Genomic DNA, 19,846 nt, shown 5'->3' on the forward strand with positions numbered 1-19,846 from the left:
CCCCTCCCACCGATAGCCATGTGCGGCCACCCTGGTCGGCCGCGTTGGGAGCATCGCTTCTATCTCCACCCTCGGATAGCGTCGCCGCTGGGCAGACACAGACGGGTGATCGATGAGTCAGTCGGGACGCGATCGAGCTGTCAATGTCACCGACGGCGCGCTGCTGAAGCCGTTGGTCATCCTGTCGTTGCCGATCGTGCTCACGAACCTCCTCCAGGTCGGCTACAATCTCGCGGATACCTTCTGGGTCGGCCGTCTTGGCCAGCCGGCGGTGTCGGCGCTGTCGTTTTCGTGGGCGATCGTCTTTCTGGTAATTAGCCTCTCGCTTGGCTTTTCGATCGCGGGGACGGTGTTGGTCGCCCAAAACAAGGGTGCGGGCAACACCGACCGCGTCGGCCATGTCGCCGGCCAGACGATCTCGCTTGTCGTCGCTGTCTCGATCCTCTTCTCGGTACTTGGCTACCTCCTGGCACCCACGCTCTTGGGGTTGGTCGGGGCGGTGCCGGGGACAACTGAGTACGCGATGGCTGTCGACTACACCCGAACGATGTTTCTCGGCATCCCGTTTGTCTTCAGCTTCTTCGTCTTCCAATCGCTGCTGCAAGGGTGGGGCGATACCCGCACGCCGCTGTATCTGATGGCCCTCGGCGTCGGGCTCAACGTCATCGCCGACCCGTTTTTCATCCTCGGCTTTCAGGACAATGTCCTGTTTGCGTGGGTTGGCCTCGAATCGCTGGAAGCGACGCTGTTTGGGCTGACCGGCTTCACCGGCTTTGGCGTCCAGGGAGCGGCTATCGCCACGATTCTCACCCGCGGGATCGGCGCGGTTATCGGGATCTGGCTGCTGCTCTCCGGGCGGGTCGGCATCGAACTCGTCCGTACCGATTTCCTCCCGGAGCGTGAGACGATCAGGAAGCTGTTTCGGATCGGCGTCCCGGCCAGCCTTGAGGTCAGCACGAAGGCCCTCAGTGTGACGATCCTCACCGCGCTGGTGGCGATCACGAGCGTTGAGGCCGTCGCCGCCTACGGGATCGGGACACGGGTCACCTCGATGGTCGTCCTGCCAGCACTTGGCTTGGCCCGCGGTGTCGAAACGGTCGTCGGCCAGAATCTCGGCGCGAATCAGCGCGACCGCGCGATCGACGGCGTCCGGGCCGCGCTTGGTCTCGTCGTCGCCGCCTTCGCGGTTCTCAGCGTGGTGGTCTACGTCTTTGCCGGCGCTGTTATCGACATCTTCGTGACGGGCACCGGCTCGACGACGGTGATCGCTGTTGGGGCGGAGTATCTCCGGGTTGTCGGCGCCACCTATGTCTTCCTTGGCGTCTTCTATGTGATTCAGGGCGGCTTCCGCGGCAGCGGCCGTACTCGGCTGGCACTCTTGTTCGCGTTTCTCGGCTACATCGTGCTCCGGTCGCTGATCGCCTACGTCTTGGCGGTGCCGTTTGGGTGGGGAGCGAGTGGCATCTGGTACGGCGAAGCGGCCTCGAACGTGCTGATGGCGGCGGCGGTTGGCGCGTACTTCCTGCGTGGCACGTGGACGGGTCGCGTTGTCGACGAAAGTGGGGCGGATTCGTCCGCGACAGCGACGGCATCGGCTGCCTCGCCGTCAGAAACGACTTCTGAGACCGACTAAGAAAATCGTGGCTGTTGGGTCGCAGGTGGTAACGGGGTTGGGATAGCGATCAGTAGATCAACTCATCGTTGTTGTCGATCATATACAGCGCGCGGGCGGCGATGTTGACGGTGTGGTCGCCGATGCGTTCGAGATCCCGGATCGTCAACAGGAGCCGCGAGACATCTTCCATGAACGTCTCGATCTCCTCGTCGGCCATCTCTTCGCCTTCGATCAGCTCGCGGACGACGGTGTCGCTGGCGATCTCACACTCCGTGTCAAGCTCGTCATCACGGTCGTTGACCGCATAACACAGCTCCCGATCCTCGTCGGCGTAGGCGGCCATTGAGTCCGCCAACATCTCCAGTGTCACCTCGCCGAGCCCCTGAATGTCGACACTGGGGAAGACGTCGTCATCGGCGGCTTCAGCGTACTCTCCGAGATTGGTTGCGAGATCAGCGATGCGTTCGAGGTCGGTGATGATCTTAAACGAGGCGGCGATAAATCTGAGGTCGCCCGCAACCGGCTGCTGGAGGGCGATCAGATCCGTACACTGCTGTTCGAGATCCAGATACAGTTGATTGATCTCGTCGTCGCCCTCGATCACCGTCCGGGCGAGGTCTTTATCGTTTGTTTCCAGCGCGGTCAGCCCCATCTCCAGTCGATCAGCGACGGTTTCGCTCATTGCGACCACATCCTCACGGAGTTCCGCGAGTTGTGATTGATACTCATTGCGTGGCATACCAGCAAGGGCGGGTGCTGACGGGAAAGGATTTTCTCTCGATTTCAGTACAGCAGTTCGGCATCGCTGTCGATCATATACAGCGTCCGGGCGGCGATGTTGACCGCGTGGTCGCCGACGCGCTCGATATCGCGGACGGTGAGCAGCGCCCGTGTTGTCCGATCGACCGTGGCCGCCAGTTCTCGCTCGTCGTGGCCGTCAGCCGCCCGTTCGGCGATGAGCTCTCGAATGAGCTGTCTGTTGGCTGTCTCACAATCCGCATCAGCTCCTCGTCAGTTGCGGCGACCGACCGGCAGGCGTCGCTGGTTTCGGCTTCGTAGGCCTCGACGGCTGTGGCAACCATCTCGCCGGCCGTCATCCCGAGCGTTCGGATATCGATCGCGTCGTGGAGTTCGGTGGTACCATACGCCGTTCGGCCAGCGAGATTCACCGCGAGGTCGGCGATGCGTTCGAGGTCAGTGAGGATCTTGAATGAGGCGGTCACCAATCGGAGCTCGCTGGCAACGGGTTGTCGACGGGCGATCAGCGTTGTACACTCCTGTTCAAGTGCAAGATAGCGACTGTTGATCTCGTCGTCCTGTCGGATAATCTGGTCGGCTCGCCGGGTGTCGCCGGCTGTCATCGCGTCAACGGCGTCCTCGTATCGCTCCAGTACGGTTTCGGCCAGCAGGACAACGTCGGTGCGAAGGGTGGTGAGCCGTTCGTCGTACTGGTTCCGCGACATCACGGGTTATCCAAACTTGCCGGTGATGTAGTCCTCGACGCGTTGACTCTCTGGATTTTCGAAGATCTTCTCGGTGTCGTCGTATTCGATGAGCTCCCCGCCGGTGAGGAACACCGCGGTCTGATCGGAGATGCGGGCGGCCTGCTGCATGTTGTGGGTGACGATGACCACGGTGTAGTCCTTGGCGAGCTCCTCGACGAGATCCTCGATCTTCGAGGTAGCGATCGGGTCAAGTGCGGACGCTGGCTCGTCCATCAGGATCACGTCGGGATCGACCGCCAGACAGCGAGCGATACAGAGTCGCTGTTGTTGGCCACCCGAGAGCCCGAGAGCGTTGTCATCGAGGCGGTCGCTGACCTCATCCCACAGGGCAGCCTGTTTGAGCGCGCGTTCGACAAGCTCATTTTCGGCTTCGGTGTCGTCGCGGCCGAACAGCCGGGCGAGCAGCCCCTTCTCGATCTCCCCGTGTTTTCGTGGCCCATAGGAGATGTTCTCACGAATCGACTTCGGGAACGGGTTCGGTGACTGAAAGACCATCCCGATCCGCTTGCGCAACTCGACAAGGTTGGCGTCCGGATGGTAGATCTCGGTGCCGTCGACCTCGACGGAGCCCTCGACGCGGGCGGCCTTGATCCGGTCGTTCATCCGGTTCAGACAGCGGAGGAACGTTGATTTCCCACAGCCGGAGGGGCCGATCAGTGCCGTCACCGACTCCTCGGGGATATCCATCGACACGTTCTTGAGCGCGTGATCATCGCCGTACCACACGTTGATATCTTCCACTGAGAGCTTTGTCTCACCAGCCGCGTGGTAGTCTGTCCACGCCGCGCGTGCTTCCTCCTCACTTTCGCCGGCTGTCGTTGTTGTTGCTGTGCTCCCAGTGTCCGGAGTCATGTCTGTTTCACTCATAGTTTAGCTTCCTCCTGAAGTAGGTTCGTGCGGTAATACCGATGGCATAGAATGTGAGGACAACCGAGAGGAGAACCGCTGCCGAGGCCCAGCCCATCTGTGGTGAGCCCGACACCCCGGCGGCGATCACGGCCCAAACCTGCGTTGGCAGCGACGCCGATGCGGCGAGCAACTGATCGTTGACGATAAACGGTGGTTCGGCCACAAACTGGAATCCTTGCAGCACGTTCACCGATTCGGTGGCGTTCAGCGTCGAGCCCAACACGAGGATCAGCGGCGCGGTTTCGCCAGCGATCCGGCCGATCCCAAGGATCCCGCCGGTGATCACCCCTGGCATCGCTGCTGGTAGGACGACGCTTTTGATTGTTTCCCATTGGGAGACACCGAGGGCCGCACTCGCATCACGATACTCGTCGGGTACAGCCTTGATTGATTCTCGGCTAGTGATCAAGACCAACGGCAACAACATAAATCCTAACACCAACATCCCGGCCAGCAGCGACTCATTCCCGCCGAGACGGGGGATGATGAACGCGGCCCCAAACAGCCCGAAGACAATACTCGGCGTACTCCACAGGGCATTCGTGGCAATCTCGACAACCGCGGTGAACCGGCCCTGTTCGGCGTACTCCGTAAGGAACACCGCCGCGCCGATCCCCAGCGGGACGGCAAACAGCGTCGCGCCGACCACAAGCCAGACGGTGCCGACGACGGCCGGCATAATCCCACCGGGTTCCGCTCCCAGCGGGATGTATGGCTGGAGGATCATCGGCCACGAGAGCGTCCCCTCGGTTGTCACCGAAACGCCAAGCACCGTGAACCCGGAACCGGTGGCGAGTACATGCAGGCCAAGCAGGGCGATGAAGCCTGCTGCCCCGGTAAGTCCGAGGATCGTTTCTTCCCCGAGCAGTCGATCCTGGAGCGTCTCGGCTGTGGTACGCCGCGCGTACGCACTCACACCGGCCGCAAGCCCACACGCGAGGGTCGCACACAGCGCGCCCACCGCGACGATATCAACTCCGGCGATGCCAGGTGTGTGCCCGGTGACCGGCTGGAGGAGGAGCGCCGCTGTCAACACGGCGAGCCCACCGAAGACACCCAGCGTAAACAGCGGCGCGCTGGCCTGCGTTCGGTCGGCGATCGGTCCGCTGCTGGTCGCCACACCAGCAATGGGCAACGCAGCGAGGCCGAGTGCCGCAAGCGTGCCGGCCGCGACAACGCCGACGCCGACGACCGATCCCAGCGGGATGCCAGCTGGCGTCGGCCCGACAAGAAGGACGCCCCCGATGAGCACGGCCATCCCTGCGACCGCGATCGGAACGAGCTGTCGGGCTGATTCGGCACGGGGGAACGCAGCACCGACATTGCGAAGCGATCCGTAGTTCCGGAAGAGCGCGATCCACATGATCGACGCCACGACCGCGAGAATCACCGCACCGACCTCTGGGTTCGGGGTGATCGTGATCGCGGTTTCTCTCGGGATGAGATTCCGATTTTGGAGGATCTCGTAGCTGAACCCGTATTCGATCGGATTGCCGGTGATGAGCACGGTGGTGATCACCGCCGCCACCGCCCCGAGGATCGCAAGCGGGGCGATCTGGGTCACCAGCCGAACCGTCCGGTTCCACTCGCCGCCGCCGACCCGGCTGCGAGCAAACTCCGTGGCAAGCGCCAACAGGGGTACCAACAGCACCAAGACGGTGAGCGCACTCGCCGTCAGGCCGCGGGTCGCGTAGGCGGCCCCGCGCGTCAGGACAAACAACACAATCGAAACCATCGTTACGACCATCAGCAGGGCGTTGAGATTGATGATCAGAAACGCGCCGTACTCTCGCCCCGGCGCGCCAAACCCGGCCCGGCATTTGGCCGCTGCCCACGCGGAGACGAGCGCCCCAAACGCGGCGAAAAGCGGGATGACCACGCCGCCGGTAAACCCGCCGTCGAGCGTTTCTGGGTTCCACTGCCAGCCGATCCCGATGGCTGCCGTCGCCACGACGACGCCGAGGGTGCCAACGACGAGCCCGACCGGAATCGTCGAGCCGAGATCCTCACGCGGGACAATGGTGAGCGTTGCGAGTCCGGCACCGACGACAACCGGAAACACCAGCCATGCGATCGAGTCAAAGCCGACTATCGTCCCGCCGAGGGCGCCGCCGATCGCGGCCCCGATAACGGCGAACGCCCCGCCGGCGAGTAAGCCAGCACTGGCGTCGGGCTCGGTGTCGATAATATCCAGTCGTGAGCTGATGCCAGCCCCGCCGATAATGAGTGCTTGGCCGATGAGTACGAATCCAAGGAGGGTTGCCAGTGTGACAGTGGTCAGATAGGCCACCGCTGTCAACAGCCCTGTCGTGACGAGTAACCCGCCGGCGACGCCGCGAACGCGCTGTGAGGTGACCGTGACAACGTTGGCCCACGACGCGCCGGCCGTCAGGCCGACCCCACCACTCACGGCCGCAAAGAGTGTCAGAAAGTAGTTGCCGAGTGCCGCCCCGGCTGTTCCCAGCGGGACGAGCCGACGAGTGCCACCAGGGTTGTTGCGAAGGCGACGATGCTGAGTGCGATCGCCCCGTCAACAAAGCGGTCGTAGCTGGTTGAGCCCTCGCTGACTAGTGCGGTATCGTGTGCGTATGCCTCGCTCATGATTGGCCCTTGAGTTTCTGTTTCATCTGTCGTTCAATATACTGTGAGACGATGCTCATCCCGGCGACGATCACAAACAGCATCACCCCAGCGACGAACAACACATCGAGTGTGCTCTCTGAGGCACTGCCGTAGTTGACCGCGATCAGACTCGTCAGTGTCGCGCTTGCGTCGAAGACATCGAACAGCGGGTTCGCAAAGTCGACCCCGGCGGCCATGATCGCCGCGACCGCCATCGTCTCACCGATCGCCCGGCCCAAGCCAAGAATGACCGCCGCAGAGATACCCGAAAACGCCGCGGGGATCGAGATACTTTTCATTTTTTGCCATTCGGTCGCGCCCATCGCAACCGCCCCATCACCCATCGCATCCGGCACCGATGAGAGGGCATCCTCGCCGACGGAAACGATCGTCGGCAACGCCATGATCCCGACGACGATGCCGGCGATCAGGAAACTCGCGCCATCATCGAGAAATGAATCCTGAATAAAGCTGTTGAGCACCGCAAACCCGATGAAGCCGTAGACGATCGACGGGATTCCGGCCAACACCTCGACGCCGGGTTTGATGATCCCTCTGAGCCGATCGTCGGCAACCTCAGCGATAAACAGTGCGCCGAAGAGCCCAAGCGGGATGGCGACCGCACCGGCGATGAAGGTGACGATCACCGTCGCCCATATCGCGGGAATCAGCGAGTAGGCACCGCTGAGTGGGTTCCAAAACGTTTCGCCGGTCGGTAGCACGGCTTCGAGCCAGAAGAACCAGCGTGGCTCACCATTCTCAACGGGGACAAGCAGCAGGCCGCTTCCGTGCTCGGTGAACGCCGGCAACGCACTTACGAACAAGAAGACGGTGATGAGAAACACGGTGAGGACGGTCAGCACGGTCGCAAACAGCGTCAGCAAGCGTGCGATCGCGCCCTGGTGTGTTATCCAGCCGATCGCGGTGATGATAACGAAGCCAGCTAAGACAGGGAGAGCGACGGCTGGTGCAAACAGGAACGCACCGATCGTCGCCAACAACATGCCTGCCGACGCGCCAACCGCGAGCCGTGATCCTTCAGCCTCATCGGTTCCAAACAGTGTGTGTTGTACGTCAACCCAGACTTGGTGTAACATGCGGTTGGTAACGGAATAAACGGGTGTGAGGTGGTTTTGCCTTTTCGATTGTCGGAGGCGACTCGACGCTGTGAGGCCGGGGGTTTATACCGGTGTCTGATCCGGCAGCTTGTTGCGCTCTTCCTCACGCCGTGCGTCGCTGAGCTTGAAGTAGTTGTTCGGGCCAACAAAGGTGTCCTGTCCAAAGTCAGAGAGAATCATGTTGAGCACAGCGGCCTCTTTCTTTGAGGTGCCTTCCCACGTGTACATGTGGAGGTCACGCGACAGCGGGTACTCCGTGGCATCTAGACCGTTCTCCGAGGCCTGATACTCGTAGGTCGTGCCTTCCCACTCTGGGCGATCGGTGCGAGTCCGTCGGTGTCGATAAACGCCAACGCGAGGTAGCTGATCGCGTTGTCCGCTTCGGCGATCGCCGAGGCGAGGCGCTGGTTTTGGCCGTAGCGGTTGGCGACGGTGGTATCCTCCTCGGGGTTGCCGAAGACGTTTGAGACGAAGGAGGTTCGCGTACCGGAGCCTTTCACGCGAGCAAGTACCTGTACCTCTCGGTCTGGAAGGTCGCTGTTGATCTCCTGCCAGTTGCTGATCCGGCCTTTGTACAGATCCTTGAGCTGGTCGCCGGTGATCTGTTCGAGTCCGGCGTCGGCGATCTCTTGGGAGACAACGAGCGGCTGGCCGTCGACGCCGACAACGTGGTCGGCGAAGCTCTCGTATGAGTCTCGATCCGGGAGCTCGTCCTCAACATTGCCTGAGGAGTTGCCGATGTCGTTTTTCCCGTCTCGAACCTTCTCGACACCCGTACCGGAGTGTGAGAGGCCAACGGTAAACTGGAATGGGGCATCACCGTCGTCGCCCGGCTCGAAGCCATAGAGGCCAGCCCAGTAGTCAGCGAGGTTTTTGTCGGTATCATAGCCGTACTCGCCCTGGGGCCAGTACTCCGAATCGGATGCTGGCCGGTTGGCGTTCCAGTAGGAGGCGGCCGAGTTGGCGATCGGATACACCGTTGAGGAGCCACCGGATTCGAGCGGACTCGTGGTTGCGGATCCGCTGCTGCCATCGCCGCTTTCGGTGTCGCCACCGCTTTCATCGCCGCTGCCGCCGCCGGTGCTGCTGGAACAGCCAGCAACAGCGACCGTCCCGGCACCAGCGATTCCTGCGAGTGTTGCTCTCCGTGTAATTCGCCGTTTCTCTCCCGTCTGGTTAGATGCCATCACATATCCGTGGTGCAACCGATAATAAAAAGTGTGCTAATAGACCTATGCATTACTACTTTCTAGTATATAGTCTATATACTATTTTACGACATACATATGTATATCGCCGGTATCGGTGCTCATCGCCGGGGGTTCCACCAGCTAGTGTTTGCGCTGCGCCGTGAACTCGCAAAAGAGAGTCAGTATGGTCTCCGCTTTTCGTGCTGTGGTGGTGCCACTGTTCGTGTGACGCCGATATCTGGATCGGTTGCTATCAGTATATAATCTATATGCGGTACTGTTTATCACTTGTAGCTATTAGATGGTTTAGAGACTATATCGACGATAAACGCGGCTGAGACGGCGATTTTAAGAGTATGTTGTGCGGCATAGATATAAATATATGAATGGATTTATTAGCCAGTTCCACACACTATGACATGAATATGGAGACGCGGAAAGTCCAGGTGACCGGCGGCTCGACGTACACAGTCTCGATCCCAAAAACGTGGGCGAACGACAACGACGTGAGCGCGGGCAGCACCGTCGAGTTTTACCCTGAGGGTGACTCGCTGTTCATGACGCCGGTGGGCGGCGACGACCAAACCGAGGGCACGTTGGACATCACCAATCTCGAAGGCACGGAGTTGGTCCGGGCGGTGATGACGATGTACGTCAGCGGCTTCGACGTGATCATCCTCGAAAGCGGTCGGATCACCAACGACCAACGCGGGATGATCCGCGAGGCAACCCAGAGCCTCGTCGGTCTTGAGGTGTTAGAGGAGACGAAAGACGAGATCGTCATCCGCGATCTGTTGGACTCTTCGGAGCTATCGATCCACAACGCTGTCACCCGGATGCGCCTGATCGCCGCCTCAATGCTGGAAGACGCGCTGCTCGCGCTCCGTGATCTCGACCGCGATCTCGCCCACGATGTGATCCAACGCGACGACGACGTTGATCGCCTCTGGATGGTCGTCTCCCGTATCTTCCGGGCGACGCTCCGAACCCCGAAAGCCAGCGAGGAACTTGGCCTCCCGCGGGAGGTCTGTTTCGACTACCATTCGAGTGCCCGCCAACTGGAACGCATCGGTGACCACGCAACGAAGATCGCCCACCTAACCTTAGAGATCGACCAAGAGGTACCCGAGGATGTCGTCGTCGCCATCGAAGAGCTCCACGAGGAGGTTGTTTCCGTCATCGACGGCGGCATGGACGCGCTGTTTACCGATGACAGCGAGGAGGCGACCCGCCTCGCCAATGATGTCCGCGAGCAGGTGCGTGAGATCGACCAAACCGCTCGTGGGATCGACGAGTTGCTGCGGGAGCTTGATCCAGCCCACGCCCAACTCGTCGGCCTCATCGTCGATTCGGTCTCCCGAACCGCCGACTACGGCGGCAACATCGCCGAAACCGCCCTCCAGAAAGCCGCCCCGTCGCCGTAACTACTGACCACTATATAGTTCACATATCAATCTTCATACTGGCTGGCCCCCACAAGCGGGTATGTCCGAAACTGCTGCTGAGACGTTCCAGTTCGGGTTCGTCTGTGTGCAAAACGCCGGCCGCAGCCAGATGTCGACGGCCTTCGCCGAACGTGAAGTCGAGCGCCGCGGCCTCGATGACCGCGTCCAGATCGTCACCGGCGGCACACACCCGGCCGATCACGTCCACGAAGAGGTCGTCACCGTGATGGACGAACTCGGGATCGACCTCTCCGACCGGACGCCGCGGGAGGTTTCGACCGAGACGCTGAACGCCTGTGATGTTGTCGCCACGATGGGCTGTTCGACGCTCGAACTCGATGCCGACAGCGTCGAGGTACGTGACTGGGCACTCGACGATCCCGACGGGCAGGATCTCGACGCCGTTCGGGCGATCCGCGATGAGATCGAAGAGCGCGTCAGCAACCTTTTCGATGAATTTCTCGACGACCAGTAGCTACGAGTAGGTCACGTCGCCCTCGGGTGGCGATTGTGGTGGGAGATAGACGTACACCGAGTTGCCACGATCATTCGCCGGCTCGATCCGCAACTCGCCGCCAAGGGATTCGAGACACCACTTCATCACGAACAGCCCACAGCCGGAGCCATGGCAGGTCGGTGTCGTCGCTTGGTGATCGTCGAGCGCACAGAGCTCCATCGGCGGGATCGGCGGATTCTCGTCATCGATGCGGATCTCAACTCGCCCGGTGTTCGGTGATTCGTCGATCTCGACGCGAACGGTCGGCGCGGCACACTCGGCGTGTTCGACGCCGTTTTCGAGGGCGTGTCTGATCGCATACCCGAATGCCTCGTCGATTTCAATCCACAACGGCGTTGTTTCGATCACATTGATCGTTGCCGCCGGGTACGCCGCCCGAACGTCGTCGGCGATATCGCCGACGGCTGTCTTGACCGATCGGCGCGATCGGGTGGCGGCCTCGCTCGTAATCGTCGCCTCGATCTGTTTCATCGATTCGGCGACCCTGGCGAGCTTTCGTGCCGATGTGGTGATCTTCTCGGCGCAGGTGTCGATCGTCGGTGTGGGGGCTGGATCGGTTAGCTGGTCGGCAAACCCCTCAACAACGCTGATCTCGTTGCGGAGATTGTGCCGAAGCACGCGCTGCAGCAGACTCACCCGCCGGTCGTTGTGTTTGTAGTCGGTGATGTCGGTTACCTCTGCGAGAACGTATGGGATGCCGTTGTGTGGGTAGTGAGTGAACGTGATCTCGACCCAGCGAAGTTGGCCATCGCTCCGTTTGATCCGCCATTCGAACGTCTGTGGGCACCCCTCGGCGGTTGCGCGGAGACGGCGGGTGATCGCCTGTTGGCCGTCGCCGTAGGTGTTGGCACTGAACGTGGCGATCGCTCTTGTTTGCAGCTCGGGTGTCGTATAGCCGTACAGCCGCTCCAATGCGTCGTTGGCGTCGACAATTCGTCCTGTCCTCGGCTCGTGGACGGCGATGCCGATGTCGAGGTCGTTGAACGCAGTCGGGAGCTGTGGCGTCGGCCGATCAGCGGGGGATCGCCCCTTAGACATGGCAACTCAGTGAACGGCACGCGAAACGATAAGCGTAGGTATGGGGTATATATAGGCGTCTATAGGGCTTGGCGTGTAGCGTCAGTCGTCGCCACAGGCCGGACAGCTCCCGTTTACCGAGCCATCGTACAGTCGTCAGCAGGCGTGACAGCGACACAGCTTCGAGGTTGGCGTTTCGAATCCTGTCATTGGACTACCGAGGCGGTTCAGGCGGTGATGCTGTGCCGACAGCGACCGCATGCCACGTGTTGCCGCGGCCGGGAGCCTGCCGAAGCGAGACGGTTGTTTCGTCGTTGTGGGTCAGCGCGGCCAACTGCTTGGCAACCCGCTGGCTTGCGGCACCGACGATCTGATACGTCTTTCCGCGAGAGGACTGCACCGTCATCGCCCCGTAGGCGTTGTATTCGGCGATCACAGTACACTGTTCGTGTCGTTCGGCGGTCTGTGCGCTCATACCTATATCTGGCTCGACACCCGTGTAAAATCGACTATGAGGGCTCTATAGGCCTCGCTGAACTATTGAGCCGGATCGGGTGTGTCGTCGCTGCCGGCTGGCTGCGCTGTGTGATCGGCCGCGGCCGCCCAACAGTACGCACAGACCGCATCCGGAGCTTCGGCATCAAACAGCGGTCGCTCGATGTCGTGTGCCGCAGCAAACTCCGAAAACGGGACTCGCGTGTCGTGTTTGCGGCGATCCCCACGCGAACACAGCTTCGTGCCGGGGAGGCCAGGCCGCACCGACCAGCGGGTGCCAGCGTCGCCGGTCGCCGGTCGCATATCGATGATGTGGCCAACACGACCGGGCCCGTGTTCGATCATGAAGCGCTCGGTGTCGGCGTCGGATTCGCCGTCCTGGGTCGCCGTCCGGTAGGCTTGCTCCATCAACAGCGACTGGGTATCCCGTACCGCCTCGTCCTCATCCGGTGTAACCTGCTGGTAGCTGCCGTCGGCCTGCAGCAGCCATCGCCGGCGATTGTCCGACAGCATCGTTTCGAGAATGAACTGGAGTTGCCCGCGAAGCCGGTCGTCGGTCACCGGCGCGATCGCTTCGACCCGGTTGTCAAGGTTGCGCGTCATCCAGTCAGCACTGCCGAGATACCACTCGGGGTCGTCACCGTTGCCGAAATAGAAGATCCGGGAGTGTTCGAGAAACCGCCCGACAACCGAGTGGACGGTGATCGTCTCGCTGATCCCCTCGATCCCCGGTCGTAGCCGGCAGATATCCCGAACGATCAGGTCGATGTCGACGCCGGCCATCCCTGCCCGATAGAGTTCGGCGACGATATCCGGATCCTCTGCCCGTTGACCTTGGCGACGATCCGACCGCCCTCGCCGGCCTCGGCTAACGCTCGTTCTCGGCGAATCAGCTCGGTGAACTCTGTTCGCATCGTCACCGGCGCGACCAGCAGCTTTTTGAACTCCTCGTCGAGTGTTGGCCCGGTAAAGAAATTGAACAGCTTCACGAGGTCGTGGCCGATCTCCGGATCGGCGGTCATCATCCCGAGATCGACATACCCCTTGGCGGTCTCGGAGTTGTAGTTGCCGGTGCCGATGTGTGAGTAGGTGCGGACACCGTCAGGTTCCTCCCGAACGACGAGGGCGGTTTTGGTGTGTGTTTTGAGCCCGAGACTGCCGTAGGCGACGTGGATCCCTTCCTCTTCGAGGCGACGCACCCACTCTAAGTTGTTCTGCTCGTCGAATCGGGCTTTCAACTCCACCATGACCGCGACCTCTTTGCCGTTTTCGGCGGCTTCGATCAGGCTTTGGATCACCTTCGAGTCACTGGCGGTTCGGTAGATGGCGACCTTGATCGCAGGACATCGGGGTCGCTGGCGGCTGTCTCAAGGAAGCGCTGAACGGTGTCCTCAAACGAATGATAGGGGTGGTGGACGAGGATGTCGTCGTCTTTGATCGCCTCAAAGATCGCTGTCGCGTTGTCGGCCGTGTTCATCGGCTCGTCGGTGCCGAGCCGTGGGTGGGGCTGTGGCGACCACGCCGGTAGCTTGAGATCCGGGCGGTCGATGTCGACGAGGGCGAAGAAATCCTCGTAATCGATCGGCCCGCTTCGGTAGTAGATCTCTTCGGGGTCGATATCCAACTGCTCGGTCAGCAGTTCGAGGCTTCGTGCCGGGATATCGTCGGTCACCTCAAGCCGGACGACGTTCGCAAACCGTCGTTTTTCGACGACGTCTTCGATCACCTCGATCAGATCCTCGGCGACCTCCTCGTTGCGGCCGACCTCGGCGTTTCGCGTCAGTCGGAACGTCGACACATCGATGATCTCGACGTTCGGCAACAGGAGGTCAAGGTTGGCCTCCATCACGTCTTCCAACAGCACATACTCGTGGGTGTCGTCCGGACTGTCGAGTTCGATCAACCGCGAGTGATTTTCGGGCACCTTGATCCGCGTGAACTGCGGTTCGGCCTCATCGTTGCGCCGGGTCAACACCGCAAGCGATAGCGAGAGATTCGAGATAAATGGAAACGGGTGTGCCGGATCGAATGTGAGCGGCGTCAGCGTCGGCAACACTGTTTCACGGAACTCCTCGCGAAGCGTTGCCTGCGTCTCCGCTGGGAGGCTGTCGTAGTCGCGAACCCGCACGCCCGCCTCGGCGAGTGCCGGTTCGATCTCGGTTTCCCACGCCCGCGTTTGGCGATCGAACAGTGGCCGGACGGTCTCAAGCACCTCGCTCCACTGTTCGGCTGGCGTTCGCCCATCGACTGTTGGCTCGGTGACGCCGGCCTCGATCTGCTGTTTCAGCCCGCCGACGCGTTTCATAAAGAACTCGTCGATGTTTTTGGTGACGTAAGCGAGAAATCGGAGTCGCTCCAGCGGGGGTTGCGGTCGTCTTCGGCCTCATGCAGCACCCGTTCCTGAAAGGCGAGCTCCGAGAGTTCGCGGTTCAGATAGTACTCATGTGACGACAGGTCTGCCTCGACTGCGGCTGCCGCCTCCGTTGGCTCGTCGGGTGCTGTCGCCGCGGCCGTGGCCGCTGCTTCGTTGCTGGCGTTGTCGGCGGTCGCGTCGTCGGTACTCGTCTCATCGCCCGCTTGTGTTGACTCGTCGGTCATGACAGCCCACCACCGATCGCCGGTCGACCATCGCGGGGCCGCCGTCTGCGATGCCCGGCTGCTCTGTGTGACGCATGTCGCAACGTCCCCACCGATCCACGCCGGCGCAACTGTCGTCGTGTCACTGGCACAGGCGAATTTCGAATTTTGGTGTTTTAACCCTTTGGAACGCCAGAATTATGGCATTTCAATATATAGAATACATGGTTTCAATAGCGCTATATACACTCGGTCGGGTGGCTTCGACTGCGGATCGGTGATCGGACAGTCGGTCGCCGGCAGGCGGACTCCACCTGAACTATCCGGGTCACAACGCCGATGGCCCGCTTCGTTGCCCTCGCCGTCGGTCACAGCGCACTATATAGTGCTGTAGAGGACTCTTACCAGTGTTTACATGCGAGTGTGGTTTCACTAGCCATATGGCTCGTTCCGTCGCGTTCGATGTCCAACACACACACGTCGACCCGGCTGCGTGGGATGGTATCTACATCGTCGGCGATCCACACGGGTGCCGCGAGGCCGTCGAAACGCTCTGCGATCGGCTGTCACTCACCGACTCGGATCTACTCATCTTTGTTGGCGATCTGGTTCGCAAAGGCCCCGACACAAAGGGGTTGTCGATCTTGTTCGATCGGCACCAAACATGCTGACGGTTCGCGGCAACAACGAGGAGAAACTTCTTCGCGGCGAGAAGACTGTCGCTGCGGTCACCGATGCCGACCTCGATTGGATCGCTGACCGACCGGCGGTCATCTCGCTGCCGGAGACACTGATTACCCACGCCGGCGTCGACCCACGCAAACCACGAGCCGATCACACGGTCGACGACCTCCAGACTGTTCGATCGATGGTACCCGATGCCAGCTACCAGCCGCCGTTTTGGTTCGACCGATACGACGGCCCCGAACGCGTCTTTTTCGGCCACACGGTGCTTTCGGCACCGATCGTCCGCGAGCATGCGGTCGGACTTGATACCGGCTGTGTGTACGGCAATCAGCTAACGGCCTACGATTGGCGGAATGATGAACTCATCACTGTCGCCGCCGAGGAAACCCACGAAGCGCGACCGGCCGAGAAGTTCATCAGCCCGTCGGTTAGTCCACCACAATAACAGCAGTACACTTGGGCTCGCACTGCACCCGTTTTTCCAAATCGTCGACTCGGCTGCCGTCGTACTCGTCGCTCATCTCATCGACTACTCGCAGGGCTCTGTGCTGTTTTTCATCGACCCATGTGCTATTGTGTCATCCGAAACCCAAACGGGAGGCTTTCGCGTGGAGATCACTCAACAGGGATGACGCCACGCCGCCACAACACGTAGGCAACGACACCGGCAACGGCGGTCACGGTTGCAAGAAAAACCGCGATCTCAAATGGCCCTGCCCCAGCGAGTGTCCCTCTCGGTAACATTGTGAGTCAATGTTGCGTCGCCCACAGCAAAAGCAGTCGGATTCACACGCTATCGCCCACAGACGGACGACCGCTATCGATCCGTCCTATCGTGGCTGCCGTACTGTTCGTCTACTATCGATCTCACGATGTCGCCTTTGCCGCCGCGTGCTGATACACAAACGTTCGGAGCAGTTTGCCCGCCAGCGTAGCGGCCTGCCCATCATCGCGGTCGTTGACCTCGACGATGTCGAAGCCCGCCGCAGCCGGTGCGACCGCGCTGACGAGCCCCTGTAGCTGCTGCGGCGTCAGCCCGCCGGGTTCCATCGTCCCCGTCCCCGGGGCGAAGCCCGGATCGGCAGCGTCGATGTCGACGCTCAGATAGACTGCCTCGTCGTCGAACGTCGGTGGATCGGCCAGCCAATCGTTGACAGCGTCGGGTTCGACGACAGTGACATCGGATTCCGCAGCGCGTTCCCACTCGGCTTCTGACCCGGTGCGTGCACCGATGATGATCGCCTCCTCGGCCGTGTTAAGGGCATGGTTCGTCACACAAGCGTGGCTCCATTCGGTGCCATCGTACGCCTCACGAAGATCGAGATGGGCGTCAAGACAGACGAAGACATCGGGATCGACCGCCTCGACAGCCGGGACGGTGACGGTGTGTTCGCCACCGAGAACGAGTGGGATGGCGTCGTCCCAGACGATATCGCGGAGTTGGCCGCCGAGGTAGTCAACGTATTCTGCTACATCATCCCATGCACGCACGTTGCCGGCGTCATGGACGCCACGCTCGGTGAAGTGCTGGGCTGTCTGGTGGTCGTAATCGTCGAAGGAACGAGCAAATCGCCGGATTTCGTCGGGCCCGAATCGGGTGCCCGGTTGGAACGTGGTCGTCGCATCCAGCGGCGCGCCGACGACCACATAGGAAGCAGCTTCGCGGTCGGCGGTCGCGCCCGGAAACATCACACGACCTTTCGCTGGCCCTCGTATTCGAGGTATTCGATATCCTGGTCGCTCTCGAAGGATTCGTCTTCCGGAATCCGCATCGTGAACGTCTCGTAGGTGTCGAGATCCATCACTTGGGCGTCATCGCCGGTCACCGAGACGACCTGGCCCTGTTTGCGCTCGATGATCGGCACCCAAACCTTCGCGTCGACCGGCTGGCTGAAGCTTCGTTTTTTCTCATCGAAGACGCCCTTGCCTTCGACGCGGGCCTTCGCACTCCCGTGTTTGCCCGGTTTGGCCGTGCTGTAGTGGTTGATCTTACACGGCGCGTCATCCATCATCACGTAGCTGCCTTCCTGGAGATCACGAACCTGCTTCTGCTCTCGTGGCATGCCCCGTTGTTTTCGAGGAGCCAGTATAAACGGTTTGGAACGCGTCGGTGGGTCGATCAGCACCCTTTTTCGACCGCCCGGCGACCCTGCGGTATGGCCCCTGCTGATCGCTCTGAGCCAGCCCCCGACGCTGACACGTTCGCCCCCGCTGTCGACGACGCGCTTGCGGCGGCCGCCACAGCGATCCAGCAGGGCGCGGCTGTCGTCTACCCAACCGAGACAGTCTACGGGCTCGGCGCCGACGCAACCGACGCCGATGCGGTTGCGCGGCTCTTCGAGATCAAGGGTCGCCCCCGATCGAAGCCGCTGTCGGTCGGTGTTGCCGACCGCGACATGCTCACCCAGTATGTCACGCCGACCGACCGCGAGACAGCGTTCATTGACCGCTTTCTTCCAGGGCCGGTGACCGTCCTGCTTGATCGCGACGGCGTGTTTCCGGACGTACTGGTCGACGGCCGAGCGACCGTCGGCATCCGCATCCCAGACAACGCCGTTGCCCGTGAGTTAGCCCGCCGCGCTGGCCCGATCACCGCCACCAGCGCGAACGAAAGCGGCACGCCGAGCGTTCGCCGCGTCGACGCGCTTGCGGCGTCGATCACCGACGCCGTCGGTGCGGTCGTCGACACCGGTGAGACGCCGGGCGGCGAGAGCACCGTGGTCAACGTTGCCACCGGCGAGATCCACCGCCGCGGCCCGTTGGCCGACCAGATCGAGGTGTGGCTCGCTGAGCACTGATCGTCGTCATAATCCGAGCAGCGATTTTAGCGACCGGGTCGATACGCCACACTCTGTCCGGTACTCACAGGAGTCACATCTGCTGTCGTTGACGCGTGGCGGTGGCCCATCCATCGCGCGGACTGTTCGCAACACCCGCCGGTAGGTCGCTGTGCGCCGCGTTGTCAGCGGGACTTCTCGGACAACGCCGACAGCCGGATACTCGATGAGCGTCCGTGGGATCTCCTCGTTTCGCTCCCAGGCGAGGGCTTTGGCGGCGGCAACCGCCCGAACAGTTTGGGGCTTCCAGACGCCGTTTTCAGGTGGGTTGCCCGGCGAGATCAGCGTCGGCGTCGGTGGCTCGCCGCCAAGGATCTTGTGGAGCAGCCCAGCACAGTCCTTCCCTTCGACGTACGAGTCGGTCTCAACGGGCTCACAGAGATCCTCCCATATCGGTCGCGTCGATAGCGACTCAAGGGCGTCACGGTAGGCCGCCGGCGACCGCTCGATCGGCAACGCCGCCAATGTCTCGTCGTCGGCCTCTCGGAGCTCGCGGTAGCGAAAGGCGAGCTGTTGTGTGTTCTCGACCGACGCTGGCGGCCCCTCATCGTCGTGTTTGCGGGCGTAGTAGAGTTGGCGGGGACAGTATGCTGCCCGGCTCAGTTCGCTGAACGTCGGCACAGCTTCGGGTGGCCGCGGCTTGGTATTTGAACTCTCGGGGCACAACCGACGTTCCGATAAACGGTGTAGCTCAGAACGACACGTCAGTTTCCATATCCTCAGTCGCCTCCTGCAGCCCGTCTTCGTGGGCATCGGCGGCGAGGCGATTCGTGAGATCAGCGTCGGTCAGCAGTTCGGCAAACTCATCGCGGAAGCGGCTGTTGGCTCGTGTCGATCGCCGGTCGGCAGCCGCCACCTCGCTGTATTGGCGGGCGGTCTCGACGGAGACAGCAAGCTGTTCAGCGCGTTCTTCCAGCGACACGTCCTCCGCCAGCAGTCGGCGCAGCTGGTCGAATTCGAAGGGGCCTCTCGCTCGGCGTCTCGAACCAGATGGAGGTCGAGCCGGGCTTGTCGCACGGTCGCCGGCTCACAGTCCAGCGTCGCCGCGATCGACTCGTCGTCTTCGTCGTCGTGGAAGCCACGCAGCACCGTGATCAGGTCGTCGGTCTCCAGCGATGTCTCGAAGTCGTACTGGTCGCGCATTCGCCCGATGAGCGTCCGGAGCCGATCGCCAACATCCGCCGCGTCGTCGGTCAGCGACCCCGGCGACTCCGATTGGGTTTCGGTGACGGTCTCCGAGTCGGTGGTCTCCATGAAGATGTCCCGGAGCTCTTCCGTCTTTTCGTCCATGGATCGAAGCCCAGCAGATGTG

Annotated in this window: 13 protein-coding genes and 6 pseudogenes; 5 read left to right on the plus strand and 14 right to left on the minus strand. The window is 61.5% G+C overall.

All coding sequences use genetic code 11. The features are described from left to right. Positions 1-112 precede the first annotated feature (112 nt). Positions 113-1,633 (plus strand): MATE family efflux transporter, encoded by a 1,521-nt coding sequence (locus ACFQJB_RS01825; protein ID WP_379723275.1) that lies wholly within the window; start codon positions 113-115, stop codon positions 1,631-1,633. A gap of 49 nt (positions 1,634-1,682) precedes the next feature. On the opposite strand, the gene phoU (ACFQJB_RS01830) is transcribed toward ACFQJB_RS01825, so the two are convergent. The 6 genes and pseudogenes from phoU (ACFQJB_RS01830) to ACFQJB_RS01860 all read right to left on the minus strand — a co-directional run bounded on the left by phoU (ACFQJB_RS01830) (position 1,683) and on the right by ACFQJB_RS01860 (position 8,956). Beyond that, entirely contained in the window at positions 1,683-2,354 is a 672-nt protein-coding gene (phoU, locus tag ACFQJB_RS01830) for a phosphate signaling complex protein PhoU (protein WP_379723278.1), read from the minus strand. Between the two features lie 44 nt (positions 2,355-2,398). Next, positions 2,399-3,078, minus strand: a pseudogene (phoU, locus tag ACFQJB_RS01835) (phosphate signaling complex protein PhoU). Positions 3,079-3,084: 6 nt separating this feature from the next. Continuing rightward, positions 3,085-3,987 carry a phosphate ABC transporter ATP-binding protein PstB gene (pstB, locus tag ACFQJB_RS01840; RefSeq protein WP_379723281.1) on the minus strand — a complete coding sequence of 301 codons (903 nt, stop codon included), beginning with the start codon at positions 3,985-3,987 and terminating at the stop codon, positions 3,085-3,087. After that, positions 3,980-6,630: pseudogene (gene pstA / locus ACFQJB_RS01845) on the minus strand (phosphate ABC transporter permease PstA). The gene pstB and the pseudogene pstA overlap by 8 nt, the downstream one beginning before the upstream one ends. Next, positions 6,627-7,748 (minus strand): phosphate ABC transporter permease subunit PstC, encoded by a 1,122-nt coding sequence (gene pstC, locus ACFQJB_RS01855; RefSeq protein ID WP_379723290.1) that lies wholly within the window; start codon positions 7,746-7,748, stop codon positions 6,627-6,629. Before pstC ends, pstA begins: the two are co-directional and overlap by 4 nt. An 84-nt stretch (positions 7,749-7,832) precedes the next feature. Continuing rightward, a pseudogene (locus tag ACFQJB_RS01860) lies at positions 7,833-8,956 on the minus strand (PstS family phosphate ABC transporter substrate-binding protein). Positions 8,957-9,384: 428 nt separating this feature from the next. Between ACFQJB_RS01860 and ACFQJB_RS01865 the strand changes: the two are divergent. Then, complete coding sequence (locus ACFQJB_RS01865; protein ID WP_379727926.1) at positions 9,385-10,383, plus strand: PhoU domain-containing protein; 999 nt, start codon at positions 9,385-9,387, stop codon at positions 10,381-10,383. A 61-nt stretch (positions 10,384-10,444) separates the two neighbouring features. Beyond that, on the plus strand, positions 10,445-10,879 hold the full coding sequence (locus tag ACFQJB_RS01870) for a low molecular weight phosphatase family protein (RefSeq protein ID WP_379723293.1): 435 nt from the start codon (positions 10,445-10,447) through the stop codon (positions 10,877-10,879). Here ACFQJB_RS01870 and ACFQJB_RS01875 read toward each other — a convergent pair whose 3' ends face one another. The 3 genes and pseudogenes from ACFQJB_RS01875 to ppk1 form a co-directional block, all read right to left on the minus strand. After that, positions 10,880-11,959, minus strand: a complete 1,080-nt coding sequence (locus ACFQJB_RS01875) for a PAS domain S-box protein (protein WP_379723296.1) — start codon at positions 11,957-11,959, stop codon at positions 10,880-10,882. Between the two features lie 193 nt (positions 11,960-12,152). Then, complete coding sequence (locus ACFQJB_RS01880) at positions 12,153-12,413, minus strand: hypothetical protein (RefSeq protein WP_379723299.1); 261 nt, start codon at positions 12,411-12,413, stop codon at positions 12,153-12,155. A 62-nt stretch (positions 12,414-12,475) separates the two neighbouring features. Then, positions 12,476-15,031, minus strand: a pseudogene (gene ppk1 / locus ACFQJB_RS01885) (polyphosphate kinase 1). 419 nt (positions 15,032-15,450) lie between these two features. On the opposite strand from ppk1, the pseudogene ACFQJB_RS01890 reads away from it, so the two are divergent. Next, a pseudogene (locus tag ACFQJB_RS01890) lies at positions 15,451-16,142 on the plus strand (metallophosphoesterase family protein). Between the two features lie 170 nt (positions 16,143-16,312). Here ACFQJB_RS01890 and ACFQJB_RS01895 read toward each other — a convergent pair. The 3 genes from ACFQJB_RS01895 to ACFQJB_RS01905 form a co-directional block, all read right to left on the minus strand. Beyond that, positions 16,313-16,441, minus strand: coding sequence for a hypothetical protein (locus ACFQJB_RS01895; RefSeq protein WP_267899967.1), 129 nt, complete (start codon positions 16,439-16,441; stop codon positions 16,313-16,315). A 123-nt stretch (positions 16,442-16,564) separates the two neighbouring features. Further along, positions 16,565-17,386: an agmatinase gene (speB, locus tag ACFQJB_RS01900; protein ID WP_379723302.1), complete on the minus strand. Its 822-nt coding sequence runs from the start codon at positions 17,384-17,386 to the stop codon at positions 16,565-16,567. Further along, complete coding sequence (locus ACFQJB_RS01905) at positions 17,386-17,760, minus strand: translation initiation factor IF-5A (RefSeq protein WP_120102667.1); 375 nt, start codon at positions 17,758-17,760, stop codon at positions 17,386-17,388. The genes speB and ACFQJB_RS01905 overlap by 1 nt, the downstream gene beginning before the upstream one ends. A gap of 93 nt (positions 17,761-17,853) precedes the next feature. Between ACFQJB_RS01905 and ACFQJB_RS01910 the strand changes: the two genes are divergently transcribed. Continuing rightward, positions 17,854-18,495 (plus strand): L-threonylcarbamoyladenylate synthase, encoded by a 642-nt coding sequence (locus ACFQJB_RS01910; RefSeq protein ID WP_379723305.1) that lies wholly within the window; start codon positions 17,854-17,856, stop codon positions 18,493-18,495. 6 nt (positions 18,496-18,501) lie between these two features. On the opposite strand, the gene ACFQJB_RS01915 is transcribed toward ACFQJB_RS01910, so the two are convergent. Together ACFQJB_RS01915 and ACFQJB_RS01920 are read right to left on the minus strand one after the other, a co-directional pair. Beyond that, complete coding sequence (locus tag ACFQJB_RS01915; RefSeq protein WP_379723308.1) at positions 18,502-19,155, minus strand: hypothetical protein; 654 nt, start codon at positions 19,153-19,155, stop codon at positions 18,502-18,504. Between the two features lie 70 nt (positions 19,156-19,225). Then, positions 19,226-19,824 (minus strand): annotated as a pseudogene (locus ACFQJB_RS01920) (conditioned medium-induced protein 4). Positions 19,825-19,846: the final 22 nt, after the last annotated feature.

The organism is Halonotius sp. GCM10025705 (assembly GCF_042662885.1).
GTDB classification, from domain to species: domain Archaea; phylum Halobacteriota; class Halobacteria; order Halobacteriales; family Haloferacaceae; genus Halonotius; species Halonotius aquaticus.